Genomic DNA, 26,369 nt, shown 5'->3' with positions numbered 1-26,369 from the left:
GGCGGCGCCGCTGGATCGAAGTGCACGGGCTGGTCTCCTCCGAGGCGACGCTCGCCTGCGGGCCTCTCTACCAGGACAGGGCAGAACGACGGATCGCAGCGCGGGCGGCATGGGGCCGAACCGCACTTCGTACAGCTCGATGGTCCGTAGCGCGACCTCCTGCTTGCGTCCCTGCTCGATGAACTGCTCGACGAGCTCCTGGGTGGTCATCACGAACTCCTCTTCCTCCGACGCTAACCTTCGCTGCGGGTCGTGGTGCCGGGGAAGCATCGAGCTTGCGGGCCAGCTTCCGGCAGCGTGCTCGGTCCTGGGCTCAGGACGAGTTGCCGACAGGCTCGGCGGAGAGGGCCTCGTCCACCTCTTCGCGCGTGCCGGTACCAACGAGCAGGTGCCACTTCCGGAGCGTCGGCAGATCGAGCATGGCTTCCACGACGGACCGCAGCGCCGGCGGCATGGCCCCGAAACGAGCCTCGTACAGCTCGATCGTCACCTGCGCCATCCCCTTCGCCATCCCCTGCTTGCGTCCCTGCTCGATGAACTGCTCGACGAGTTCCTGGGTGGTCATCACGAACTCCTCTTCCTCCGGCGTCGCCGGCCCCGGCTCCGCGATCGCCGCACGGAAGCGTAGCAGAGGGCCGAGCGCGATGGCGCGCTCCGGCGCATCCTCCGGCAGCCGGCGGAGCTCTTCGATCGCCTCGCGCAACACGCGCCCGCCGCCCATCAGGCGGAGCAGGAGCGTGGAGCGGTCGCGGGGCAGCTCCCCGAGCACCACGACCGTGGTCCGCAGCAGGCCGGGGCCTTCGTACACCCCCGGCGGCCAGCCCGCCATCGGCTCGGTACGCAGCCCGTCGAGCACGGCCGCGGGGCGGCCGGTCGAGAGGATCCACAGGAACGGGGCCTCGGCCGCGCCGTCCCGGGCCACGCGGCTCCGCCATACGCCGAGGTGCTTCTGCAAGCACGCTCGCGCCTCCTCCGCGCTCGGCGTGTCGCTGTACGCCTCGATGATGCAGGCCGTCTCGGCCATGCGCCCGAGCAAGCCGAGCCGCGCCCGGCCCGATGCACACGCCGGGTCGGGCTCATACCACACGTCCGCGCGCTGCGTCTCCGGGGCGACCTCCGCATCCGTCACGACCTTGCCAGTCGGCCCCAGCCCCTCCTGGGCGATGTCCTTTGCCAGCCGGTCGAATCGGTTTCGCATCGCGGACGCAGACTGGCACGTCGCGCGGGGAACATGAAAAGAAAAAGCACTCTTCGGTGACACGGGCTCACCTGCATGAGAGCGACTTCGCCATTACGTGCATCGCGCCTCGACGTGCTCACTTTCTGCATACGAATCATCTGCCAGCGCGCCGCTGCTCGTCCGATGGCCAGACGTCTGGCCACGGACAGCCAGACGTCAGCCCTGCGGACACAACCAGATGTCTGGCCGCCGCCCACCACCGCGTCACCGCGTCGCCGCGTCGCCGCGTCGCATCGCGCCCCACCACGTCGCCGCCACGCCGCTTGACCCGCGCGGGCCCCTCGCGCCCGCTCCTCGACGCGGACGCGCCTCCTCGGGCCGTCATATCCCTCGACCTGCATGACGGCGATCCTGCTATCCTCCGGCTTGCATGACGGACGTCCTGTTCAGCTGGGTCCAGCTATCGGATATCCACATCGGCCACGGGGACGAGGAGCACCGGTGGGATCAGAAGCTCGTGCTCGACCGGCTGAGGGAGGATCTGCCCAAGGCGATGGCGCTCGGCGCGCCGCGCCCTGACGCCATCGTCGTCACCGGCGACATCGCCTTCAGCGGGGCCTCGCGCTCGCCGACCGAGTACGACGAGGCCAAGGCGTGGCTGCTCTCCGCCGGCGCGGCGGTGGGGCTGGGCCCCGAACGGATCTTCCTCGTGCCCGGCAATCACGACGTGAGCCGCGCGGGCGACAAGGGGCGCCAGGTGGCGCGCCTGCTCGCCGCGCTGCGGTCGGGCGGGCAATCGCCGGACGCCGCGATCGATGAGGCCCTGAAGGACGCCGGCGACCGGGCGCTGCTCGCCGGACGCATGCAGGGGTACCTGAAGCTCGCCGCCGAGTTCGCCCCGTGGTGCGGCCGCACGCCGCTGCCGCCGCCCGAGGAGCGCCTCTTCTGGAAGGAGACGATCGCCGCGCGGGGCGGCCTCCTCGTCCGGTTCGTCGGGCTGAACACCGCCCTGCTCGCCGCGGACGACCAGGACCAGGGCAGGCTCCAGCTCGGCAAACAGCAGCTCCACCTCGCGCTGCACCCGAGCCGGCAGCCGAACGAGGTCATCGTGGCGCTCAGCCATCACCCGCTCGCGGGGTGGCTCTCCGACGGCGCCGAGGCCGAGCGGTACCTCCAGAGCGGCGCGCAGGTGCACCTGTCCGGGCACGTGCACGAGGCGAACTTCGAGCTGGCGCGCCGCGGCGCCGGCAGAAATGCACTTCGGATCACCGCGGGCGCCGCGCACTCCGACAAGCTGCCGCGCGACATCCCCGCGAGCCACGGGTACAACTTCGCCGCCGTGGTCCGCGGGGCGGGCGGCGAGGCGATCCTGCGCGTCTGGCCGCGCCGGTGGGCCCACTCGAGCAAGGTGTTCCGGGTCGACGCGGACCTGCTCGACGACGGCGCGGTCTCGGTGGACAACACGCTCGACGTGGCGCTCCCGCCGGCGCCGCCGATCGGAGGCGCCGGCGCGGCGAGCGCCGCCGGCGCGGCGCCTCCTCCGGGCGGCACAGCGGGCGTCACCGCCGCGGCGGGGCGGCCGGCCGCGGCCGCGGCAGGGCGCCCCGCCGCGGCGGCGACGGGCCCGGTCGAGCTCTTCTATTTCTACTCGCCGGAGGACGACGATCTTCGCAAGAAGCTCGAGACCCACCTCGCGCTCCTGCGCAAGACCAAGGTCATCCGCGACTTCAGCGGACAGTCCGTGGAGGTCGGCGCGACCGTGCGGGAGGAGGTGCTCGCGCGCATCGAGACGACCCGCATCTTCCTCGCCTTGCTCAGCCCGTCGTTCATCGCGTCCGATCACTTCGACGGCCCGGAGATGACGCGGGCCCTCGAGCGCGTCGCCCAGCGCGAGGCGATGATGATCCCCATCTATCTCAAGCCGTTCGACCGGACGGACAATCCCCTCTGGGACAACAACCCGATCTCCGCATTCCAGGGGCTGCCGCGCGACGGAAAGCCGGTGTCGGGGCGCGATCTCGACAGCGCCTTCACCGAGGTCGCGCGGGAGCTGCGCATGGCCATCGAGCGGCTCGGCAAGAAGTAGCCGGGGCCGCGGCGGCGAGCTCGCTTGTGCGATGAGAGCTCGAAGCGAGACGGACACCTCGCTCGCCCGCGACAGCGACGAACCCGATGTCCGGCCACGCACGGCCAGACGTCTGCCCACGCACGGCCTGGCGCGCAGCTTTCGCTTCCACGCGCCGCGGTCGCACGATAACCTTGCCGGTCCAGGTGCGTAAGAGAAAGAGGCGATGAGAGCCCCGTCGGTCCTGCCCACGTACACCCGGGTCGCCGTCGTGCAGCTTGCCTATTACCCGGCGATCATCCTCGATCGGAGGTCGCCCCTCGAAGACCCGCTCTTCGACCCGAAGGTGCCGTCGGACTCGCTGCTCCCGCCGCGCGGCGAGGTGCCGGAGGCGATCAAGCCGAAGCTCGACGCGCTCCGCCGCCGCATCCGCGAGGCCTACGACGCGCAGCTGCTCGCGCGCATCCGGGCCGTGCTCTCGGCCTGCCGGGAGTACGGCGCGCGGATCGTCGTCCTCCCCGAGTACAGCGTCCCGTGGGAGATCCTCGGCGGCGTCGCCGACGCCGCCGGCGACATGGTCGTCGTCGCAGGGACACACACCGTGGAGCGCGCCGCGCGCCGCTCCGGGGCCTACGAGCGCCTCGCCGCCCCCGCCCTCCCCGCCGTCGGACAGTCGGTGTGCCCGGTCCTCCACGGCGGCCGGCTGCTCGCGCTGCAAGCCAAGCTGAACCCGGCGCCCGTGGAGCGGGGCTCGATGCGCGCGGGCGAGGCGTGGGCGCCCGTGGACATGCCGGACGGCATCCCGGGGCCCATGGGCGTCCTGCCCTGCCTCGACTTCCTGCTCCGGGACGCCGAGCCCCACCGCGCGCGCGCGCGCGTCGCCGAGCGGCTCGGGGAGTGCCGCTTCCTCGCCGTGCCGAGCGCGTCCCCGCACACCACCCCGCCGGAGCTCTCAGGCAAGGCCTGGGAGGAGGCCCGCCGCCACGGCCGGCCCGTGCTCTATTGCGACGGCGCCGAGGGCGGCGGCACCTCGGTGTACGTCGACGAGGCGCAGGCCCACGAGCTGCGGAGGTTCCCGGACCGGGCGGGGTACCTCGAGCCGGGCGACGAGGGCGTGATCGTCGCGGACGTCGACCTCGGGCACGACCGGGCCGGCGCCGCGCGATCGGCGCGCCGCGCGGCGCCGCGGCCGGTGGTGCCGATCGCCGAGGCGACGCTCGTCTACCGGGGGCACCCCGCCGGCGAGACCTACGCGCGGTGGCTCGACGGGGCGCGGGACCTGCTCGCCCGCGACGACGACGAGGCCCTGGAGGCGCTCGTCGCGCGGCTCGAGGAGGCGCGCGACGTCCTGCTGAACGCCGGCGCCCTGTCCGGGGCCGCCGCGCGCGGGCGGCGGCTCCGGCGGCTCTACGGCGAGCTCGACAAGGTGACCCGCGTCGAGGAGATCCGGCAGTTCACGCGCGAGGTGGTCGTCCCGGCCGAGGCGCTGCCGCTCGAGGCGCTGCGGGCCGCCACCGCGGGCGCGGCCGCCGACGTGGTGTTCGCCTGGATGACCCAGCGGGCCGCCCGCGAGTCCGGGTTCGCGGAGATCGAGGCGCGGCTCCGGAAGGCCGTCGACGCGAAGCGCGGCGACGGCGAGTGGACGAGCGGCGGCATGGCGGCGCTCGGCGCCGTGGCGCAGGCCGTGCGCGGCGCGCAGGAGCACGGCGAGGCGCGCGAGATCTCCAGGCCGCCCGAGGTGCGGGTCGAGGTGCCGAAGCGGCTCGACCCGGCGGCGCTGGGCGCGCGCCGGCACGCGGGGTGGGCGCTCTCGTTCCGGAGGCAGCCGGCTGACTTCCGCGCCGGCCTGGAGGACCGAAAGGAGCGCGGCGGCGCCGCCGCCGAGGCGCAGGGCCCGCTCGCCGCGCTGGACCAGGACGGGAGCGCCCCGCGCTTCTCCGAGCAGCAGATCGCCGCCGCGGAGACCACCTTCCTCCTCGCGATCGCGGAGGGGAGAGAGCACGCCGCCGCGGTCGGCGCCTGGCCCGAGGGCCGCCCGGGCGCGGCCACGCTGCTCGTCGTGTCCCTCCGGAACGAAGCGTGGTGCCTCTCGTGGATCGACGGCCAGGAGCGCTGGGCCGGGGAGCGGCGCGCCCCGGACGCCATCCTCTCCGCCGCCGCCGAGGCGGGGCTCAAGGGCGCCGCCCTCGAGCCGATCTCGCAGGACGCGCTGGCCGCGCGGATCGCGCGCCTGCCGCCCCGCTTCGGCGGCGCGCGCGCGATCGTCGCGGCGCTCCGCGACCAGCGGCTGCGCGAGGTCGCCGGCAAGTTCGTGGAGCCCGACGCCTGCGTCGACGGGCGCGACGCGCCGACGCCCCTGCTCGGCGCCCTCGACGGCTGGCTCTCCTCCGGCGAGCAGACCGCGCTCGTGCTCGGCGAGTTCGGCCTCGGGAAGTCCACCGCGCTCGCCGCGTGGGCCGACCGGCGATGGACCTCCGGCGAGGGCCCGATGCCCCTGCTCGTCAACCTCGCGGGCGCCTCGCCGTACGTCAGCCCGGAGCAGCTCCTGCTCCAGGCGGCCGGCCTCGAGGACCTCCCCGCGAACCGCGCCGCCCTGCGCCTGCTCGTCCGGCTCCGGCACCTCGTCCCGTGCTTCGACGGCTTCGACGAGATGGCGACGCGCCTGGAGGCCTCGGAGCTCGCCGGGCGGCTCTCCGGCCTGCTCGAGGTCGCGGCCGGCGGCGGGAAGGTCGTCGTCTCGTCGCGGGACAACTACTTCCCGACCGAGGCGCACCTCACGACGACCACCGAGCACGCGCTCTCGCAGGCGCTCGGCGCGTCCGCGGGCATCCGGCGCCTCGCGGTCCAGCCGTTCAACGACGCCCAGGTGCGCGACCTCGTGCGCCAGATCCGGGGCGAGGGCGGCGCCGCGGCGGCGCTCGCGCGCATCGCCGGCATCTACGACCTCAAGGACCTCGTGCACCGGCCGCTCTTGCTCGGGATGGTGCTCGCCACGCTGGACGACATCGCCTCGGGGGCGAAGGTCGGGCGCGCCGACCTCTACGAGGCGTACCTGAAGCGGTGGCTCGACAACACGCGCACCGCCGACCCCGAGTGCTTCACCGACGAGCAGAAGAAGGAGTTCGCCGAGGCGCTCGCCGAGCAGCTCTGGCGCTCGGGGCGGCCGGCCTGCACGTGGCAGGAGCTCCAGCAGTCGGTGCGCGCGCGGCTCTTCCGCTTCCTGCCCGAGGGCATGCCGGCGGGCGCCGCCTTCCTCGAGGTCCAGGGCGGCACGTTCTTCGTCCACGAGGGCGGCGACGGGTACCGCTTCGCGCACAAGTCGTTCCTCGAGTACTTCCTCGCCCGCGCCCTCGTCGCGACGCTCGCCGAGCGCCCGCTCGAGGCGCTCCGCACCAAGCCGATCACCCAGGAGGTCGCCGCGTTCGTGGGCGAGATCCTGAGGACCCGGGGCGAGCCGCGGCGCGCGGCCGCGGTGCGCGCGGTCCAGTCGTTCCTCGAGATGGACCGGCAGCTCGCCGACTCGACGCGGGAGCCGGCCGAGAACGCCCTCCGGCTGCTGCTCGGCCTCGGGCGGTGGGCCGAGGACGCGGCCGGGTGGATCCCCGACGGCGCCGACCTCCACGGCGTGCAGCTGCCCGGGGAGGACCTGCGCGGCGCGGTCCTGAGGAACACGAACCTCGGCGACGCGAACCTCGCCGGCGCCGACCTCTCCGGCGCCAACCTCTCCGGCGCCGCGCTGAGCGGCGCGACGCTCTCGGGCGCGAAGCTCGACGGGACGATCCTCCGGGGCGCCGCCGCGCACCGGGCGGACTTCACCCAGGCCGAGGCGAAGGGGGCCGCGCTCGGCCACGCGGACCTCACCGGCGCCGTCCTCCGGCAATCGACCTGGACCGGGTGCCACTGGAAGGGCGCGAAGGCCGAGGGGGCCGACCTGAGCGCCTGCGTGATCGTGGGCAAGGGCGCGCCCCTGGAGCGCGCCCAGCCGATCGCCGCGGCCCCGCCCCTCGTGCACCCGGAGCTCGTCTCCGGGCACACCGGCACGATCAACGCGCTCGCGTGGTCCCCGGACGGCAGGCGCCTGGCCACCGCGGGCTACGACCAGACGGTGCGCCTCTGGCACGCCGACACCGGCCAGGAGCTCGCCCGGCTCGAGGGCCACACCGACTGGGTGCTCGCCGTGGCCTTCCGCCCCGACGGCGCGCGCCTCGCGAGCGCGGGGTACGACCAGACCGTGCGGATCTGGCACGCCGGCACGGGCAAGGAGCTCGCGCGGCTCGAGGGCCACACCGACTGGGTGAGGGCCGTCGCCTGGCACCCGAGCGGTGAGCGCCTCGCCAGCGCGGGGTACGACCAGACCGTGCGGATCTGGCGCGCCGACACCGGCGAGGAGCTCGCCCAGCTCGAGGGCCACGCGCGCGGGGTCACGGCCGTCGCCTGGCACCCGGACGGCCGGCGCCTCGCCAGCGCGGGCGACGGCAACACGGTGCGGATCTGGGACGCGGACACGGGCAAGGAGCTCGCCCGGCTCGAGGGCCACGCGCGCGGGGTCACGGCCGTCGCCTGGCACCCGGACGGCAAGCGCCTCGCCAGCGCGGGCGACGGGACCACGGTGCGGATCTGGGACGTCGGCACCGGCCAGGAGCTCGCGCGGCTCGCGGGCCACGCCAACGGGGTCCGGGCGGTGGCCTGGCGCCCGGACGGCAAGCGCCTCGCCAGCGCGAGCGCCGGGAGCACGGTGCGGATCTGGGACGTCGACGCCTGCAGCGAGATCACCCGGCTCGAGGGCCACACGAACTGGGTGCGGGCCGTGGCCTGGCACCCGGACGGCCGGCGCCTCGCCAGCGCGGGCGACGTGAACACGGTGCGGATCTGGGACGCGGGCACCGCCAACGAGATCGCGCGGCTCGAGGGCCACGCGAACGCCGTGCTGGCCGTGGCCTGGAGCCCCGGCGGCGAGCGCCTGGCGAGCGCGGGGCACGACCCGAAGGTGCGGATCTGGGACGCGCGCGCCGGCAAGGAGCTCGCCCGGCTCGAGGGCCACTCGAACTGGGTCCTGGCCCTGGCCTTCCACCCGGACGGCCGGCGCCTCGCGAGCGCCGGCGACGACCAGACGGTGCGCATCTGGGACGCGGGCGGCGGCAAGGAGCTCGCCCGGCTCGAGGGCCACCTGAACGGCGTCCTCGCCCTGGCCTGGCACCCGGACGGCGAGCGCCTCGCGAGCGCCGGCCACGACGGCACCGTGCGCCTCTGGGACGCGGCCAGGGGCGCGGAGCTCGCGCGGCTCGAGGGCCACTCGAACTGGGTCCTGGCCCTGGCCTTCCACCCGGACGGCCGGCGCCTCGCGAGCGCCGGCCACGACACGATGGTGCGGATCTGGGACGTGGACACCGGCGGCCAGCTCGCGCGGCTCGCGGGCCACGCGCGCGACGTCAAGGCGCTGGCCTTCCACCCGGACGGCCGGCGCCTCGCGAGCGCGGGCGACGACGCCACGGTGCGGATCTGGGACGTGGTCGCGGGCGCGGAGCTCGCCCGGCTCGAGGGCCACGCGCGCGGAATCACGGCGGTGGCGTGGTCCTCGGACCGCGACCACCTGGCGAGCGCGGGGCACGACGGCACGGTGCGCCTCTGGGACGCGGCCACGGGCGCGGAGCTCGCGCGGCTCGAGGGCCACTCGCGCGGGGTGATGGCCATGGCCTGGCAGCCCGGCGGCGACCGCCTGGCGAGCGCGGGGCACGACGGCGCGGTGCGGATCTGGAGCGCGGCGCAGCGCAGGCTCCTCGCCTCCTTCGTGTCCGCCGGCCTGACCGCCCTCGCCCGCACGCCCGGCGGTTTCTGCCTGCTCGACGACGCCGAGCCCGATCGCGCGCGCCTCGCCCTGCGCCGCCCCGACTCGAGGACGACGCTCTACCTGCCGCTCGGCGGCTTCCGCGACGTCCTCTGCCGCCCCTCCAAGGTCGCCGCGGCCCTCGGCGGGGATCTCGGCGGCGACGACGTCGAGGAGGAGCTCGCGCAGCACGGGTACGCGGGCGGGGTCCCCTGGGACGGCGAGGAGCACTTCCTCCCTGGCGACCCCGGGGCGCGGGCGCTCCGGAGCGACGTCCACCCGGCCGAGAAGGCGAACACGGATCCCCCGCCGAGCCTGGATTCCCCGCCGAGCTTCGAGGGGGGGTCCCCGGGCGACCTCCCGAACCCCTTCCGCCCCGGCCCCGCGCTCATCGACGCCCCCTCCCTGCCGGGCCGCGATCCCGTGCTCGCGGAGCTCTTCGCCCTGATCGAGAGCCGCAGCCCGGCGATCCTCCGCGGGCCGCGCCGCTCGGGCAAGACGTCGATCCTCCACCACCTCGCCGCGCGCCTCTCCCCTACCCGCGAGGTCCACCACAAGACGCTCGAGGGCCGCGCCGAGCCGATCCGCACGGCGGACGATCTCGCGGTCTTGCTCGATCCGTCGCTCGCGGCCGACGCCGCCCCGGCGCTCACCCTGCGCGAGCGCCTCGCCCGCGCGCGCAACGCCGTCCTGCTCCTCGACGAGGTGGCGAACCTCCACGAGGCCGACGCCACGCTCTTCGCGTGGCTGCGCGCCGTGGGCCAGGAGCAGACGAGCGTGGTGCTCGTCGGCTCGCACTGGGACTGGGTCTCGGTCGTCGAGCTCGCCTTCGCCACGGCCCCGGGCTCGTCGTTCGGCAACGACGTCACCCCGGTGAACCTCGGCCCGCTCAGCGAGGCGGACGCGGTCCGCTTCCTCGTCGACACCGCCCCTGCCGACGTCCCGGTGGAGGCGGAGCGCACGGCCCGCTGGATCGTGGAGCTCTGCGGCCCGTGGCCGTTTTACCTCCAGGTGATGGGCTACGCGCTCGTCCAGGCGGTCCGCGCCGGCCAGCGCCGCGCCCTGGTCGAGCGCGCCGGCGTGCGCGAGCTCTACGAGCAGCGGCTGCTGCTCGACCGCGACGCCGCGTTCTTCCGGGCGCGCTGGGCCGAGCTGCCGGAGCGCGCGCGGGTGGTGCTCGGCGGGCTGCGCGGCGCGCCCGAGGCGGCGCTGCCCGAGGTGCGCCGGCTGCCTTCCGAGGACGTCGCCGTCCTCTGCGACGCGGGGCTCTGCGACGCGCTCGGGACGTGGCTCGCGGACCCGCCGTTCTTCGACTGGATCAGGCGGGTGGCCAAGGGATCAGGGAAGGAATCGTGATGGGCGCGTTCAATGTGAAGAGACCCTACTCGCCGGATCGCGACGTCCGGAGCCACGGGCACCTCCTGGACATGCTCCAGTCGCTCCCCGCGCACGGCGTCCTCTGGCCGCTCGTCGGCGCGCGGCGGGCCGGCAAGACGTGGACGCTCCGGTCGATCGAGCACCACCTCGGCGGCGCCCGCGCCGTGTACATGGATCTCCGCCGGTGCGGCCCCGCGCTGCCGAGCGTGCCGCCGGGGACCACGCTCTTGCTCGACGAGCCGCAGCTCGCCGACACGGGCGGCGCCCCGCGCGACGCCGTCGCGTTCCTGAGGTGGTGCGACGACCTCTACCGGTCGGGCACGAAGGTCCTCCTGGCGATGAGCCCCGCCGAGTGGATCGCGCTCGAGCGCGCGGCCGCCGCGGACGCCTGGCTCCTGTCCCCGCGGGACATGCGCTTCCTGGATCCCCTCACGTCCGCCGAAGCGGAGCGGCTCGCGCGCACCGACGCGGCCCGGGCGCTGCTGCCGGATCTGCCGGAGATCTGGCGCCGGAACCCCTTCTTGCTCGAGCTGGTCTTCGAGCTCGCGGAGCAGTCCCCCGATCTGGCGCGCGACCCGTGGACGCTGCTCCGGATCACGCGCGTGCGCAGCGAGCTCCGGGAGTTCGCCTACCACCGGGCCGTGTTCGACGACGGGCTGACCGACGGGCAGCGGGGCGTGCTCCGCGAGATCGCGCGCGGCGCGTCGCCGCACGGCGAGGACGTGGATCTGCTCGAGCGCTGCGGCCTGGTCCAGCAGCGCGGCGGCCGCCCCGTGCTCGCCGATCCGATCCTCGAGGCGAACCTGTGCCCGCTGCGGATCCACCATGTCTCCGATCTGCACTTCGGCCCCAAGTCCGCCGAGCGCATCGACGCCAAGGAGCGGGGCGAGCACGGCGAGATCATCAAGAAGGGCCTCGGCCGCGCGCGCGTCTGCGATCACTACCTCGGGCACGTCGCCGCGCTGGCCGCGGCCGGCCGGGCGCCGCACCTGCTGGTCATCTCGGGGGACGTCGCCGAGTGGGCCGACGACGCGCAGTACGCCGACGCGCGCGCCTGGCTCTCCGAGCTCTCCGGCCTGCTCGCGGATCACCCGCGCCTCCGCCCTGACGAGCCTCACGTGCTGCTCGTCGGCGGCAACCACGACGTCGACTGGCGGCAGGCGAGCGCCCCGGCGGAGGCCGGCCTGCGCGCGCGCCACCTGCCTTTCGCGCGGGCGTTCGACGACCACCCGCGCTGCGCGCGGCCGCGGCTCGACGAGCCGCCGGAGACGCGGGCGCTCGCGGTGGCGCGGTATCCGGATCTCGGGGTCGAGTTCGCGCTGCTCGGCTCGGCGGAGTTCGGCGGCCAGATCGAGGCGGATCCGGTGCGGGACGAGCTGCTCGCCCTGATCGGCCGCCTGCGCCGGGACGCCATGGCGGAGCCGGACGCCGAGCGGGCGGCGGTGCTGCGCGACCACGTGGCGCGCATCGACCCGGGGCTGGTCCACGACGCGGATCTCCAGCGCGTGCGCAAGGCGCAGTGGCTGGCGCCGATCCGGATCGCGGTCCTCCATCACCCGGTGTCCCCGCTCCCGTCCACCGAGGTCGCCCGCTTCGGCGGCCTGATCAATGCCGGTGAGGTGAAGGACGTGCTCGCCCACAAGAGGTTCTGTCTGGTGCTCCACGGCCACGGCCACGCGGGCTGGTTCGGCAAGGAGCAATGGCTTGAGCGGCACGACGGCTGGACGTTCCGGATCGCCGCGGCGCCGTCGCTCTCGAGCCGCGAGGTGCAGGAGCACAACGGCTTCAACGAGATCGAGATCGCGCGCGACGGGGTGGGCGGCGAGGTCACCTACGGGATCGAGGTGAAGCGGGTGGTGAGGGAGGGCGGGGTCTGGACCCGCAGGGCGTCGATGGGGCCGTTCGCGCCGGGGAAGTAGCGGCGGACCGGCCCCCTCCGGCCGCGCGTCACGGGCGCCGCCGCGGTGGGACGCCCGGACGCCTCCTCCCGACCGAGCTCCCCGCGCCGAGCAGCCCGAGGGGCGCCGCTCAGCGCTCGTCGGCGCCGATGTCGATGCTCGCCCCGCTCGTCCGCGCGGCGCCGTCGATATCGGACGTCCCGCTCTGGTTGCCCAGATCGACGCCCGCGTCGACGGCCGGCGAGCCGCTCGCCAGGTGGAGGTCGGACGGGGGCCCGACGAGCAGCGGATCGACGAACCTCCCGCGCGGGTCGGCGAACGCGCCTGCCGAGCTGCGGCTCGCGCCGAAGAAGATATTGTTGTCGACGCGCACGTTCCTGTTGTTGCTGCCGCTGCTCACATAGTCGTTCCCCGTCTTGCCATAGAGGATGTTGTTCTGGATGGACACCCCGTCCGAGTTGTTCTGGATGATGATCTCGCCGCCGGTGGCCTGGTAGAGCGTGTTGTTGAGCACCGAGATGTTGGCCGCGTTGCCCACGTTGGTCGCGTAGCCGCCGATCATGATGTTGCCCTGGTAGCTCCGCGACACGAAGTTGTTCCGCACGGTGATGTTGCTGGTCGTCCTGCCCCGGTGCTCGCTGGCGATCTCGATCCCGATGTCGCTCGTGTCGACCCTGTTCCGCTCGATGACGATGTCCCTGCCGCCGTCGACGTAGATGCCGTCGGCGGACCGCTCGCCGTCGTACGCGGGGTTCCGGGCCGAGGTGATGTTGTAGACGACGTTGTCCACGCACACGCCGTTCCTCGCCTGATCCGAGCCCGAGGGGCCGACGCCCTCGAAGCCGATGAAGTCGATGCCGATGTTGTCGTTGTCGTGAACCGTGTTGCGCGAGACCACGAAGTTCGTGATGTTGCCGTTGAGGACCAGCGACTCGCTCGATCCGAGCTTGCAGTCTCGGATCTCGTTGCCGTCGACGAGGATGTCCGTCATCGGCGTCGCGGACGTGCCGTAGAGGGCGATGCCGTGGGCGTCGTCGGAGCTCTCGATGTGGTGCACGACGTTGTCGCGGATCTCGAGGACGCTCGAGCTCCCGCTCACGCTGATGCCGATCGGCGTATCAGCGCCCTTGAAATTTTGCACCGTCATGCCGGCGACCCTGACGTAGCTCTTGCTGGAGATGTCGATCCCGGCGCCGTTCTTGCCGGTCCCGTCGAGGATGGCGCCTGCCTCGCCCTTCAGGGTGAGGCAGCCGGCGGCGGCCGAGCCGCCCCTCTTGAACGACACGTTCTCGTTGTAGGTGCCCGCCTTCACGAGCACGGTGTCGCCCGCGGCCGCCGCGTTGAGGCCGGCCTGGATCGTCCTGTGGTCGCCGCCCGAGGGGGCGACGGTGATGATCTTGCCGCTCGAGCGCTCACCGCACGGCCCGGGCGCCGCGGTGAGCTCGGCCTCCAGCGCGTCCACGCCGGAGTCGTCCGGACCGGGCTGCGCGGCGCACGCGGGGAACAGCCCGACGGCGAGCAGCAGGAGGCTCGGCGTGGCGAGGCGAGGCGTCGTATGCGGCGTTCGGTCTCTGCGCGATCGGTTCATGGTTCGTTGTCCTCGATGGGTGGATTGTCACGTTGAAGTCGCGGCCCCGGCGCGAGCGCTGGGTGCTTCGACGCGAGGACATTGCAAGCTCGCGGCCACGCCGCCTGTCGCGCGAGGGCGCCGGGGCGAAGGCCGCAAAAGCCCCTCGAGGCTTCGGGTCCATCGCGAGGCCTTGCGCAACGATCGTACAGCTGCGCAGCGTACGGACGGCAGCTCGGCCCGCGAGCGTGCGCGCGCCTTTCGATCTCCGTTGGCGAGGTCCGGACGAGCGGCGGGCGCGCGGCGAGGTCCGGGCGAGCGGCGCGCACCTTTCGATCTCCCTGGCGAGGTCCGGGCGCTCGTGTAACCCTTGGCCTGCCGAGGTGGCGCCATGAAGGTCTTCCGGTAGCAACGCGGTCCCCTGCGCCGGGCGGGTCCTCCTCGCCGCCCGCGTTGCTCGCGTCCGGGCGCTCCGTCGCCCTCCGTCCCGCGCTCTCCTGGCGCCGGCGGAGCGGCGTGTGCTCGACCTTCATTGCTCGGGCGACGCTCGGACGAGCCGCGCGTGGCCCCGGAGCCGTGCCTCATGGCGCCCCGTCTTCCGCTCTCCATCAAGCTCACCCGCCGCGCCGTCGCGCGGCGGGACCTCTTCTGCGAGCTCGTGCAGAAGGCCGTCCGGCCGTGCCAGGCTGACGCCGCCTTCGCCTTTCATGCGTTCGCGTTCAAGGCTGACGAGGATGGATTCGCGCGCGAGCTCATGGACCGCCGGACCGAGCTCTGGCTCTTCCGCTCCAACCAGCGCGCCTACTGCGGCGATTTCCTCGCCGTCGACATGTCGAGTCCCTGGCCGGCGCGGCGGCGTTCCTACGTGATCGAGCTGAAGCGCGGGATGCCGGTGCGGATCGGCGGCGGCGCCGTGGGCCTGCAGCTCCGGAACGCGGCGAGCGCCGTGCACGGGCTCGCGCAGCAGGGGGACGTGCTCGGCGCCGAGGCGGCGTACATCACGATGTCGGGGGACGGGGCGAGGATCGTCGCGATGTTCGCGAGGGCTCGGCCGCGCGCTTGACATCAGCGAACGTCCTCGGGTTTCGTACGCCTCGCAGCGCGGCGCGTGGATCCGGCGCCCTGCTCGCGCGGTCGCAGGAGGTCCCATGATCCGACGTATCTGGCACGGCTGGACGACACCCGAGGACGCAGACACCTACGAGGCCCTGTTGAAGACGGAGATCTTCCCGGCGATCCTGGCGAAGCGGGTGCAGGGCTTCCGCCGCATCGAGCTGCTCCGGCGCCCGCTGGGCGCTGAGGTCGAGTTCGTCACGATCATGTGGTTCGACTCGATCGAGGCCGTGAAGGCGTTCGCCGGCGAGGACCACGAGACCGCGTACGTGCCGGCGAAGGCGCGCGAGGTCCTCGCGCGTTATGACGCCCGTTCGCAGCACTACGAGCTCCGCGAGGTCCAGGAGAGCGCGAGCCTCGGTCGGCCCGTGGCCGGGGGCTGACGAACGAGACGCCTCGCCCCCGACGGCGCGGGCCTCCCCTCCCCGCAGCGCCGGTAGAGTCAATTGAACCGTGTTAGAGTCAACGTCGTGACTCGCCTTCCGGGCGCGAAGAAGGGAAGAATCGGCGATGCGACTACGACGCGAGCAGATCGTCGCGACGGCGCTGCGTCTCTTGGACGATGTCGGTCTCGATGCGCTGACGATGCGCCGGCTCGGCCAGGAGCTGGACGTCCAGGCAGCGACGCTCTACTGGCACGTCCAGAACAAGGAGGAGCTGCTCGACGCGATGGCCGAGGCCATGCTGGCGGGTTGTGCGGACGGCGCGCCGGAGGGGCTCTCGTGGGTGGAACGCGCGGCCGAGCTCGCCGAGCGGCTCCGCCGGGCGCTCCTCGCGCACCGTGACGGGGCGCGGGTCTTCGCGGGCACCTACGTCGCGCAGGACAACACGTTGCGGTTCTCGGACACGCTGGTCGGCGCCTTGAGGGATGGCGGGCTCTCGGCGCGCGCCGCCGCGTGGGGGTGCTGGACGATCGTCTATTACGTGATCGGCTTCACCCTGGAGGAGCAGGCGCTGGCCGGGCGCCCGGGCAAGGGCCCTGGCAAGGGCGATCCAGAGCGCTTCCGCGAGGCGCTGGAGCGAGGGGCCTACCCGCACCTCGGGGCGACGCTTCCGCACCTCGTGAGCGCCGATCTCGACGCGCGGTTCCGGTACGGGCTTCAGCTCCTCCTCAAGGGGCTGGAAGCGGAGCCTGAAGCGACGCCGCCGGCAAAGGCGCGCACGAGGCCGACGCAGGCCGACGACAAGCGCCGCGCGTCTCGCCGGAGCGGCTGACGCCGGGGAAATCGCCCTTCGGCGGCGATGGGCTAGCGCCCCGCCGAGCCGAACCCGTACCGGCGCTCCTCGGCTGGCGTCGTCGCCGCGGCGGGGGCCTCCGGGACGAGCTTGCCGCCGTGGGTCAGCACATGCCAGCGCGCGTCGCGCGGCTCGGGCGGCGCGGGCCTGGGCCGGCCCGGGACCTCCGGTGCGGGCTTCGGGAGCACGCGGAACCGAACGCGCCGGTCCCGCACCTCCATCCGCATCAGGTGCTGGTCGACCTCCACGCCGCGCGCCAGGGCGAGCGCCGGGTGGCCTGGGCGATCGAGCGCGAGATCGAGGCGCCAGCCCGCCGAGGCCGCCGGCGAGCTCGCGAGGAGCGCCGCGCCGCCGGGAGCCGGCAGCACCGCGACGCCTGCCGGCACCACGACGCGCCGCCACGCCTGCGCCGTGCCGAGCGGCAGCGGGCTGCGCACGAGCGCCAGCAGCGGCGCGTGTTGCTGGGCGCTCGCGGCCAGCGTCCGCCCGAGCAGGACCAGCGTGCCGTCGGACGCCGCGATCGGCTCGAGCCCCTCCGCCGGCATCACCTGGCTCCCTTCGGCGTGCCACGGGCCCTGCGCGCCGCGCGTGAAGATCGCCGCGCTCCCGCTGGCGCCGCGGCAGAGCAGCACGCCGATGCCGGCCGCGTTGTAGAGCGCGACGGGCTGCGGGCACCCCGCCGGCGCCGCTACGGGCGTCACCGTGCTCGCGACGTGGTCGACGACCGCGAACGTGGGCGGCCGCGTGAGGTGCGCGGCGCAGGCGCTGCCGGTCGGCCGCGCGCTCGCCGGAGTGCAGAGGCCGTCGCCGAACGTCGCGATCCACGTGCGCGTCGGCGGCGGCCGCGGCGGGGCGCCCGCGAGCAGGCAGAGCGCGCCCTCGCAGGAGGGGCCGTATCCGCCCATGATGCCGCCCAGGACGCCGCCGGACGTGTCGTCGTCCTTGCACGGCGGCTCCCGTCCCACGGCCGCGGCGCCACGCGCAGGCGGCTCGGGCGCCGGCGGGACGATGGCCGAGCGGAACGAGCCGGCCGCGGTGGCCCGGATCGACGTGGAGAGGTACAGCGCGTCGCCGAGGGGCGGCGCGCGGTACAGCGCATTGGCGGCCGCGGCTCGGGTCCAGTCCCGGCCGTTGCGGCTCAGCACGGCGGGGCAGGCCGCGTCGCCGTTCCAGATCCAGGAGCCCGCGCGCTCGATCGTGCGCGGCTGGAACGGGGATCGCTTCCAGGTCTGGCCGCGATCCGACGAGAGGAACGTCTCCAGCGCCGCCGGGCGCCCACCGCGCGCCGGCCCCTCGACCGCGGCCGCGAGCGCGCCGTCGGGCCGCACGAGCACGGCGCGCACCGTCTTGCCGGGCGCGACGACGGTCGAGGTGAAGCTGCGCCCTTCATCCGCGGAGACGCTCACGCGCTCCCCCGCCGCCGCCGCGACGAGACCGCCGGCGGCGTCCCAGGCCGTCGCCCCGGGGACGCTGCCGCGCGGCTCGAAGCCATCCGGCCTCAGCGCGCCGTGGACGCCGGCGGCGCGGTGAAGCGCGCCCTCCGGCGTGGCGACGTAGAGGGCATCGTCCTGCGGGCCGGCGATACCGACCCACGCGAAGCGCGCCGGCAGCTTCAATGGGCCGACGACGCCGAGCTCCTCGTGGACCGCGAAGGCGCCGATGCCGGCCTCGCCCGCGGCGCCGGCGCCGGCTCCCTCCGCGGCGAGGACCGCGACGCGCGTGCCGAGGGCGATCTCCCGGTGCTCGCCGAACAGGCTCCGATCGACCAGCGCGCGCTGGTGGTTCTCGAGGGGCGCTTCGATCCAGGCGGCCGGCGGGATCGCGGCGGCCGGCAGCTCCAGCGGGGCCGAGGGGTCGACGGGGGGCGCGGCGGCGGGCGCTGGCGCCTGTAGCGGGATAGGCGCGATAGCGACAACAGAGGCCGGCGCGCGCGCCGCCGGGGCCGGCTCGGACGCAGCGACACACGAGGCCGTGAGCAGCGCGAGCGCCATGGGCCAGAGCCGATGAGCCACATCAAGGGAGAGGCGCATGCTTCACCTTTATCAGGCCCCGCCGACCGGATCACGCCGTGGAGCGACGCCTCCATAGTGTTTGCCGTGGCGACGAGGTGGACGGGGTAGGCCCCTGAGGGGCCCAATAACGCCGGATTCGACCTCATGAGCCTGGCCGTTGAAAGGCGATCGCCGACCGCCGATGCTTGATGGGACGAGGAACCTCAAGCTGTTCAACGGCGACGCCGACGACCTCTTCGGGTTCGCGGCGTCGGTCTCCGGCGAGACGGTCGTCGTGGGTGCCTACCAGGAGGACAGCGCCGCGCGCAGGATCGGTGGGGAGGGGGCAAACAACGAGTGCATCGACAGCGGGTGTTGCACGTGTTCGAGCAAGCGCCACGAGCGGCGCCAGCGCAGCCAGGCATCTGGTCACGGACAGCAACAACGGGAGTGTAGAGTCAAGATTCCAGGCCAGCTTTCTGCTGGATTCGGCGGATCGTCTCAGCCTCCGAGATCTGAAGGCGCTCGGCGTTGCGGAGGGCGGTACGGAGAAGCTCGGCAGCGGCCTCGCGATCGCCAGGGGCAGCACGTACGAGATGGCTTAGGGCCATATTGGCCTGGCACACGAGTCGGTTGCGAGCATCGCCCAGCCGCTCATACACGGGCAGCTCTTCCCGCTGACGAATCCTCAGCGCTTCGTCCAGCTCGCCGCGGGCCTGAAGGATGTCGGCCACCTTGCCCAGCGTCACGGCACGGGACCGCACATCGCCCAGCCGCTCGTACACGGGCAGCTCTTCCTGCTGACGAATCCTCAGCGCCTCGTCCAGTTCGCCGCGGGCCTGAAGGATGTCGGCCACCTTGCCCAGCGTCACGGCACGGGACCGCACATCGCCCAGCCGCTCATACACGGGCAGCTCTTCCTGCCAACGAATCCTCAGCGCTTCGTCGAGCTCGCCGCGGGCCTGAAGGATGTCGGCCACCTTGCCTAGCGTCACGGCACGGGACCACACATCGCCCAGCCGCTCATACACGGGCAGCTCTTCCTGCTGACGAATCCTCAGCGCCTCGTCCAGCTCGCCGCGGGTCTGAAGGATGTCGGCCACCTTGCCCAGCGTCACGGCACGAGACCACACATCGCCCAGCCGCTCATACACGGGCAGCTCATCCCGCTGACGAATCCTCAGCGCTTCGTCCAGCTCGCCACGGGTCTGAAGGATGTCGGCCACCTTGCCCAGCGTCACGGCACGGGCCCGCACATCGCCCAGCCGCTCGTACACGGGCAGCTCTTCCTGCTGACGAATCCTCAGCGCCTCGTCCAGCTCGCCCCGGGCCTCAAGGATATCGGCCACCTTGCCCAGCGTCACGGCACGGGACCGCACATCGCCCAGCCGCTCGTACACGGGCAGCTCTTCCTGCTGACGAATCCTCAGCGCCTCGTCCAGCTCGCCGCGGGTCTGAAGGATGTCGGCCACCTGGCCCAGCGTCACGGCACGGGAACGCACATCGCCCAGCCGCTCGTACACGGGCAGCTGTTCCTGCTGACGAATCCTCAGCGCTTCGTCCAGCTCGCCTCGGGCCTCAAGGATGTCGGCCACCTTGCCCAGCGCCAAGGCGCGGGACTGCACGTCGCCCAGCCGCTCGTACACGGGCAGCTGTTCCTGCTGACGAATCCTCAGCGCTTCGTCCAGCTCGCCCCGGGCCTGAAGGATGTCGGCCACCTTGCCCAGCGTCACGGCACGGGAACGCACATCGCCCAGCCGCTCATACACGGGCAGCTGTTCCTGCTGACGAATCCTCAGCGCTTCATCCAGCTCGCCGCGGGCCTGAAGGATGTCGGCCACCTGGCCCAGCGTCACGGCACGGGCCCGCACATCGCCCAGCCGCTCATACACGGGCAGCTCTTCCTGCTGACGAATCCTCAGCGCTTCGTCAAACTCGCCGCGGGCCTGAAGGATGTCGGCCACCTGGCCCAGCGTCACGGCACGGGACCGCACGTCGCCCAGCCGCTCATACACAGGCAGCTCTTCCTGCTGATGAATCCTCAGCGCTTCGTCCAGCTCGCCGCGGGCCTGAAGGATGTCGGCCACCTTGCCCAGCGTCACGGCACGGGACCGCACATCACCCAGCCGCTCGTACACGGGCAGCTGTTCCTGCTGACGAATCCTCAGCGCTTCGTCCAGCTCGCCGCGGGCCTGAAGGATGTCGGCCACCTGGCCAAACGTCACAGCACGGGACCGCACATCGCCCAGCTGCTCATCCAGATGAATCGCCTCGTGGAAGAGTTGCTCGGCCTCCTGCGGGCGACCCAGACGCGCCACAGCCTTGCCAAGCCAGAACAGATCGCTCGAGACCCTCCCGAGATCCCCTGCCTCACGATGCAGCGCGAGAGCCGATCGTAGAGCTTCCTCCCACGGCGTGGCTGGTCCCGTCTCCTCCAGAACGCGCGCCTCAAGCACTAGCGCATCGCCAACGCCGCTGGTGTAGCCGGCGCGCTCCGCGAGCCGGCGTGCCTCTTTTGCGGCTGCCCTGGCTTCGCCCAGCTCTGCATGGTCAAAGAATGCACCACCAAGCCGTATCCAAGCGTCGGCGAGCGCGCCGTCAGGAATATCGTCGTCAGCAAGAGCACGCAATCGCGCGGCCTCGGCCTGAAGCTCCGCGCGCGAACGGCGGAGCATCTCCTCAGTCTCGCCAGGCTCTGGAGCCGCCAGCGGAGGAGGACTGATCAGCACCGACGCGATCTCCAGCGTTGCTGCACGCACGTCGAACAGATCCGGGGCCATCCGCGAGAGGTCTGCCGCCCGCGCCGCCGCGATCACCACCACGAGCGGCCCCCTGATGAGCTTTCCCAGGACATCGCGCGCCATGTTGAGCGACGCGAGCGCGGCGCCGCCGTTCGCGTCCAGCAGCACAGCGCCGTCCGGGATCACCGCGCCAGCGAGCGGCCGGCTCCGCTCCGAGACGGCGAGGAACCGCTCGATCTCCGCCGCCCCTGCCACCCCATCCGCGAAGAAGTGCAACTCCGGAACACCCTCCGCGCCCCTCCACGCACGAAGGCGCCGCAACACCTCGGCCCGCGCCGCATCTGCGGCGAGGACAACGTACAGCGAGAATGTCGTTGACCGGCGCAGCCCACGCCGGAGCACATCGAGGTTGTGCTCCGACTCGGCAGTGAGCAGCGCGAGCGGTCCGTGGCCCTCCTGGATCACGTAAGCTCGCGGTACTTGCGGCACCGCTCCACGAGCGGATGGACAGCCCACCAGGGATCAGGCGCGCCGTTCTGGTATTCGAGCACGTAGAGATGCCGGAGCAGCTCCCGCTTCACCTGATCGTCGCAGCTATCAGGGAAGCGGTTGTCCCGCGCCACCTGCTTGAGGATCGGTACATAGGCCTCCGGGAGCGCCCGCTCGAAGTCGGCCTGGATGCCGCCGGCCGCACGCTCGATCGAGGCGGTGGTCACCTTAGGCTGGTCGTGCTCATTCACGGCGTCGAGCACGAGGCGCAGCGCGTGGCGGATGCACCCGCCGCTGTACCGCGCGATCCGCTCTGCGGCGACGGGCCCTTCCTCGAAGAGGAGGTCGAACTGCACTCGCCTCTGGAGAAGGTGGGCCAGCGCAGCAAGCCCGGCGGCGTTGTCGCCGTCGCCCTCTGCAGCGCGCTTTCGCACCTCGATCATCGGCAGGACGACGACCTTGCCCCCGTACAAGCCGATGAGGCTGGCCCCCGCTGCCGCATAGCAAAGGTAGAGCGGCACCGTGATCACGAGGTGCGCCTCGAGCCGCTTCAACGCCACCATACGGTCCAGGTACAGGCGCTCGACGTTGGCGCGCTGGCCCTCGCTCAGCTTCTCCAGGTTGTCGATCAGCACCACGAGGGGGCCGGCAGGATCGTTCGGTGGCGTGCTCCGAATTGCCTCGAACGCAAGATTCAGCCCCTCGATCAGCGCGGTGGTCACCGAGCCCAGGGCAGCCCGCACCTTCTGCTTCTGCTCCAGTCCCGCGAGGCGGACGTCGCCGAGCAACTTGCTCACCGCTTCTGGCGCTGTATCCGGAAGGTTCTTGATCACCGCGCTGATGGTGTCAGAGATCTGCTTCTTCCACACCACACCGAGGGTCTTCGCGGCGGCGGCCGGCGCCTTCTGGTAAACGAGGCCCCAGAGAGCAACAAGGATGTCCTCGAGATCCACGTCGGTCCGGTCGAGGACCGCATCCGCGTCGAGGAAGAGCGTTGTGACCGGAGTCACCCCGCCCTCCGCAGACTCGAGGCGCTTCTTCATCAGGAGTAGCTCGGTGGTCTTGCCGCCGCCGATATGACCGCTCAGCAGGTGCAGCGTGGGCGTCCCCCCCGCGCGCCGAATGTTCCGCGCGATTTTGGCGAGGCGATCGCCGCCCCGGATCTGGCTCAGGTCCTCGTGCAGGCGCACGTCCTCGCGTGGATCGAGGGGGCTGAACGGGTCGCAGAGGCGGACCGCATCGTCGAGCGTGCTCGCAGGGACGGAGAACGCCCGCTTCGAAACGGCAAGATCCCGGACGGCCTTGGTTTCCATGGTGCTCATCAGACGCGGCGCAGGGTACCACACTCCCCGCCCTCAGCCGCCGTCACCTCCCGGCCGAGCCCCCGGCCTTCCGCCCGCCCCCCCCGCCTCACCCTCCCCCGTGCGCCGCTCCTTCCCCCCGCCCCGCGCGCGCAGCCCCGGCCCACAGCACCACGAGCGCCGCCAGCGACATCCCCCCGCCCGCCGCGCACACGCCGCTCCACCCCCACCTCGCCCACGCCGCGGTCCCGAGCCACGCCCCGGCCGCTCCGCCCACGAAGTACGTGGTCATGTAGATCGTGTTCATCCGGCTGCGCGCCTCCGGCCGCAGCGAGTACACCCGCGCCTGGTTCGAGATCTGGTTGGCCTGCGCCCCCAGATCCAGCAGCACCACGCCGAGCGCGATGCCCCACAGCCACGCTCCGAGCGCCCACAGCACCCCGAACGACCCGAGCAGCACCGCGATCGCCAGCGCGTTGATCCGCCGGTCCCCGCGCAGGTCCGCGTACCGGCCCACGAGCGGCGCCGCGGCGGCGCCGGCCACGCCCACCAGGCCGAACAGGCCGGCGGTCTGCGGGCCGTGGTGCGCGGGCAAGCTCTGGAGATAGAGCGCGAGCGTCGCCCAGAAGGCGCTGAACGCGCCGAACGTGAGCGCGCCAAGCACAGAGTGCAGCCGCAGCACAGGCTCGTCGCGGGCGAGGCGCCCCAGCGAGCGCAGGAGCTCCGGATACGGCATCGCCGAGACGGGCGGCTGCGCCGGCAGCACGAAGCGCAGCACCGGTCCCAGGGCCAGCATCAGCGCCGCCGCCATCCAGAACACCGCCCGCCAGCCGAGGTGGCTGCCGACCAGCCCGGCCACCGTGCGCGACAGCAGGATGCCGATGAGCAGGCCGCTCATCACCATCCCCACCACCCGCCCGCGCTGCGCGTCCGGCGCGAGCTGCGCCGCGAACGGCAAGATCAGCTGCGGCACCACGCTCGTGATGCCCACCGCGAAGCTCGCCGCCACGAGCCACGGCAAGCCGGGCGCGAGCGCCGCGGCCGCGAGCGCGACGCTCGTCAGCACCGCCATCACCACGATGAGGCGCCGGCGCTCGTGGCTGTCGCCGAGCGGCACGATCAGCAGCATCCCCGCCGCGTACCCCACCTGCGTCATCGTGGGCACGAGACCGAGCAACCCGCCCAGGCCGCCCGGATCGCCCGGCCCGCCCGCGGCCGCCGGCCCGCCCAGGGTCCGGCCGATGTCGCCGAGCAAGGGCTGGTTGTAATAAAGGTTGGCCACGGTGGCGCCCGCGGCCGCCGCCATCAGCCACACCAGCCCGAGGCGGAGCGACGCTGGCGGGGGCGAGGTGGGCGTCTGCATGGGAAACGGAGGGCAGCGCGGTATACGCCGCGTGCCCTCCGGGTTCAACCGCCGGGGCCGCCGGGCCACAGGCCCGTCCGGCCTCCTGCTTCAGCTACGCTCCGCGCGCTCGGCGACCGCTCCGCGCGCTCGGCTGCCCCGCTGCGCGCTCAGAGGGCCGAGCGGCACTCGCCGCGGTACGCGACCGACACACCCGCCGCGTTCGCGGCGCACGTGTTGCCGTACGTCCGGTCGTCGCAGCCGCAGACCGGGTTGTACTCGAACGTGCAGGCCTCCGGGATCGTCTCGCAGGTGCCCATCTGGTCCGCCGCGCCGCACAGCGCCTCGAGGCTGTAGTTGCAGAACTCCCCGCGGTCGCACGCGAGGCCGGCGATGCCGCCGCACGCCTGCTTCGGATCGGGCTCGGACCCGCACTCGCCGAACGACGCCACCGACACGCCCGACGCGTTCGCGACGCACGGGTTGGAGTACGTCCTGCCGTCGCAGCCGCAGACCGGGTTGTACTCCCTCGTGCAGAACTCCGGGATCGGCGCGCACGTCCCCGGCAGGTCGAACGAGCCGCACGCGGCTTCGGGCTCGAAGTCGCAGAAGGACCCGGGCGCGCACTCGGGGGCGCCGCGCGTGCCGCAGATCTCCCCGGGAGGAGGCGCGCACTCGCCGAGCGACGACACCGAGACGCCCGCCTGGTTCGCCGCGCACTCGTTGCCGTACGTCTTGCCGTCACAGCCGCAGACCGGGTTGTACTCCTCGGTGCAGACCTCCGGGATCGTCCGGCACACGCCCGTCTGGTCGGCCGCGCCGCAGGTGGCGTCGAGCTCGTAGTCGCAGAACTCCCCGCGCTCGCACGAGAGGCCGAGCAGGCCGCCGCACGCCCGCTCCGGCGGAGGCGCGCACTCGCCGCGCGACGACACCGACACGCCCGCCTGGTTCGCCGCACACTCGTTGCCGTACGTCTTGCCGTCACAGCCGCAGACCGGGTTGTACTCCTCGGTGCACGCGCGCGGGATGCGCGTACAGACGCCGGTCTGATCGAACGCGCCGCACATCGCCTCGAGCTCGTAGTCGCAGAAGAAGCCGTCCCGACAGGTCAGCCCGAGCAGACCGCCGCACGCGCGGCCGCTGCTCGCCTCCTCCGACGACGAGTCGACCTCGGTGTCGCTCCCATCGACGACATCCACATGACAGCCCGCCGCGAACGGGAACACCGAGAAGGCAAGCAGGATCACGGAACCGAAGTGGCTGTTCATAAGACGATTACGAAAATTCATGACCATTCCTCCACCTTGTGACCTCGCCTGCTGCGGCGAGGCGTTCGCATGAACGAGCCCTTTCCCTTTGGAAGAAGGGCTCAAAACGCCGCCGGAGCGGCGCGTACACCAGCGGTCTCCCCGGCTGCTCAGTCGGGGATCGTGAGCGTCAGCGCGCGGCGCCCGATCACGGGCGCCGTGAACCCGAGCAAGAGCACGTCCTCGCGCTCCTCCCCGTCACCGTCCGCGCGGACGGTGATGACCGTGGACCCGCCCGCCGGCACCACGAAGGGCGCCGTCACGCTGACCGTGAACGGCGAGCTCCCGCGGCGCAGGCGCGGCGCGTCGAAGGCGACCTCCTCGGCGCACGTGTTGCGGACGACCACGTCGGCGGCCGCGCCGAGGTCGAGCGAGACCCACGCGCCGGGCTCGAGGCCGAGGCAGGTCAGCTCGGGCGGCGTGGTCCCACTCGCGGGATCCTCCGCGAGCAGCACGTCCACCGGCTGCGACCGGTAGCCCTCCTGCTTCGCCTGGAGGCGCACGACCTGAGTCGTGGTGGCCTCCACCTCGACCTGGAAGCTGCCGTCCGCGTTCACCTCCGCGACGACCGGCGGAGCCGTGGTATCGAGGTTCGTCGCGACGATGACGCCCTCCGGCGGATCGACCGCGCCCGCCCCGCCCACCACCGTGGTCGTGGTGCGGAGGATCATCGGGTCGGGCGACGACGCGATGAGGTCCCCGTCCAGGACGATGACCGGAGGGCTCGGCTGCGGGCTCACGACGCACCCGCCGAGGAGCACCGCCAGCAGCGCGGCCATCGCGCCCCGCCGGCCCCCCCGCCTCTCTGTCCTCCGCGCCGTCATGCCTGGCGATAGAGCAAACCCAGTGCCGAACGAAAAACCCAGGCAATCTGCTCGAAATGATCGAAGGTAGTGTCTCATAAGCTGTCTCACTGTCTCAGGTGGCACATCCATGAG

The 26,369-nt window shown here is 72.9% G+C and carries 14 protein-coding genes; 6 read left to right on the top strand and 8 right to left on the bottom strand.

Annotated elements, in window-relative coordinates:
- Positions 1-313: 313 nt before the first annotated feature.
- A complete protein-coding gene (locus WMF43_RS14920) occupies positions 314-1,198 on the bottom strand; it encodes a hypothetical protein (RefSeq protein ID WP_437680878.1) in 885 nt (294 codons plus the stop codon).
- Positions 1,199-1,610: 412 nt separating this feature from the next.
- On the opposite strand from WMF43_RS14920, the gene WMF43_RS14915 reads away from it, so the two are divergent.
- From WMF43_RS14915 to WMF43_RS14905, 3 genes are all read left to right on the top strand, one after another.
- On the top strand, positions 1,611-3,266 hold the full coding sequence (locus tag WMF43_RS14915; protein WP_437680877.1) for a metallophosphoesterase: 1,656 nt from the start codon (positions 1,611-1,613) through the stop codon (positions 3,264-3,266).
- Positions 3,267-3,471: 205 nt separating this feature from the next.
- Positions 3,472-10,425 carry a pentapeptide repeat-containing protein gene (locus WMF43_RS14910; protein ID WP_437680875.1) on the top strand — a complete coding sequence of 2,318 codons (6,954 nt, stop codon included), beginning with the start codon at positions 3,472-3,474 and terminating at the stop codon, positions 10,423-10,425.
- Positions 10,425-12,365: a metallophosphoesterase gene (locus WMF43_RS14905; RefSeq protein WP_437680873.1), complete on the top strand. Its 1,941-nt coding sequence runs from the start codon at positions 10,425-10,427 to the stop codon at positions 12,363-12,365. The genes WMF43_RS14910 and WMF43_RS14905 overlap by 1 nt, the downstream gene beginning before the upstream one ends.
- Before the next feature lie 109 nt (positions 12,366-12,474).
- Here the strand turns inward: WMF43_RS14905 and WMF43_RS14900 are convergent, their stop codons facing one another.
- On the bottom strand, positions 12,475-13,932 hold the full coding sequence (locus WMF43_RS14900; protein ID WP_437680871.1) for a choice-of-anchor Q domain-containing protein: 1,458 nt from the start codon (positions 13,930-13,932) through the stop codon (positions 12,475-12,477).
- A 562-nt stretch (positions 13,933-14,494) separates the two neighbouring features.
- Between WMF43_RS14900 and WMF43_RS14895 the strand changes: the two genes are divergently transcribed.
- From WMF43_RS14895 to WMF43_RS14885, 3 genes are all read left to right on the top strand, one after another.
- Complete coding sequence (locus WMF43_RS14895) at positions 14,495-14,974, top strand: hypothetical protein (protein ID WP_437680870.1); 480 nt, start codon at positions 14,495-14,497, stop codon at positions 14,972-14,974.
- Between the two features lie 85 nt (positions 14,975-15,059).
- Positions 15,060-15,407, top strand: a complete 348-nt coding sequence (locus WMF43_RS14890) for an antibiotic biosynthesis monooxygenase family protein (protein ID WP_437680868.1) — start codon at positions 15,060-15,062, stop codon at positions 15,405-15,407.
- A gap of 127 nt (positions 15,408-15,534) precedes the next feature.
- Positions 15,535-16,239: a TetR/AcrR family transcriptional regulator C-terminal domain-containing protein gene (locus tag WMF43_RS14885; RefSeq protein WP_437680866.1), complete on the top strand. Its 705-nt coding sequence runs from the start codon at positions 15,535-15,537 to the stop codon at positions 16,237-16,239.
- 32 nt (positions 16,240-16,271) lie between these two features.
- On the opposite strand, the gene WMF43_RS14880 is transcribed toward WMF43_RS14885, so the two are convergent.
- The 6 genes from WMF43_RS14880 to WMF43_RS14855 form a co-directional block, all read right to left on the bottom strand.
- On the bottom strand, positions 16,272-18,290 hold the full coding sequence (locus WMF43_RS14880; RefSeq protein ID WP_437680864.1) for a hypothetical protein: 2,019 nt from the start codon (positions 18,288-18,290) through the stop codon (positions 16,272-16,274).
- A gap of 419 nt (positions 18,291-18,709) precedes the next feature.
- A complete protein-coding gene (locus tag WMF43_RS14875) occupies positions 18,710-21,457 on the bottom strand; it encodes a hypothetical protein (RefSeq protein WP_437680863.1) in 2,748 nt (915 codons plus the stop codon).
- On the bottom strand, positions 21,454-22,671 hold the full coding sequence (locus tag WMF43_RS14870) for a hypothetical protein (protein WP_437680861.1): 1,218 nt from the start codon (positions 22,669-22,671) through the stop codon (positions 21,454-21,456). The genes WMF43_RS14875 and WMF43_RS14870 overlap by 4 nt, the downstream gene beginning before the upstream one ends.
- 220 nt (positions 22,672-22,891) lie before the next feature.
- On the bottom strand, positions 22,892-24,145 hold the full coding sequence (locus WMF43_RS14865) for an MFS transporter (RefSeq protein WP_437680859.1): 1,254 nt from the start codon (positions 24,143-24,145) through the stop codon (positions 22,892-22,894).
- 149 nt (positions 24,146-24,294) lie between these two features.
- Positions 24,295-25,413, bottom strand: a complete 1,119-nt coding sequence (locus tag WMF43_RS14860; RefSeq protein WP_437680857.1) for a Kazal-type serine protease inhibitor family protein — start codon at positions 25,411-25,413, stop codon at positions 24,295-24,297.
- A gap of 128 nt (positions 25,414-25,541) precedes the next feature.
- Positions 25,542-26,210 (bottom strand): hypothetical protein, encoded by a 669-nt coding sequence (locus WMF43_RS14855; RefSeq protein WP_437680856.1) that lies wholly within the window; start codon positions 26,208-26,210, stop codon positions 25,542-25,544.
- Positions 26,211-26,369 lie beyond the last annotated feature (159 nt).

Origin of the sequence: Sorangium sp. So ce131, assembly GCF_051519095.1 — a bacterium.
GTDB lineage: Bacteria > Myxococcota_A > Polyangia > Polyangiales > Polyangiaceae > Sorangium.
Note: the sequence above shows the minus strand (reverse complement) of the source record. Positions and strands in the feature narration are given on the sequence as shown.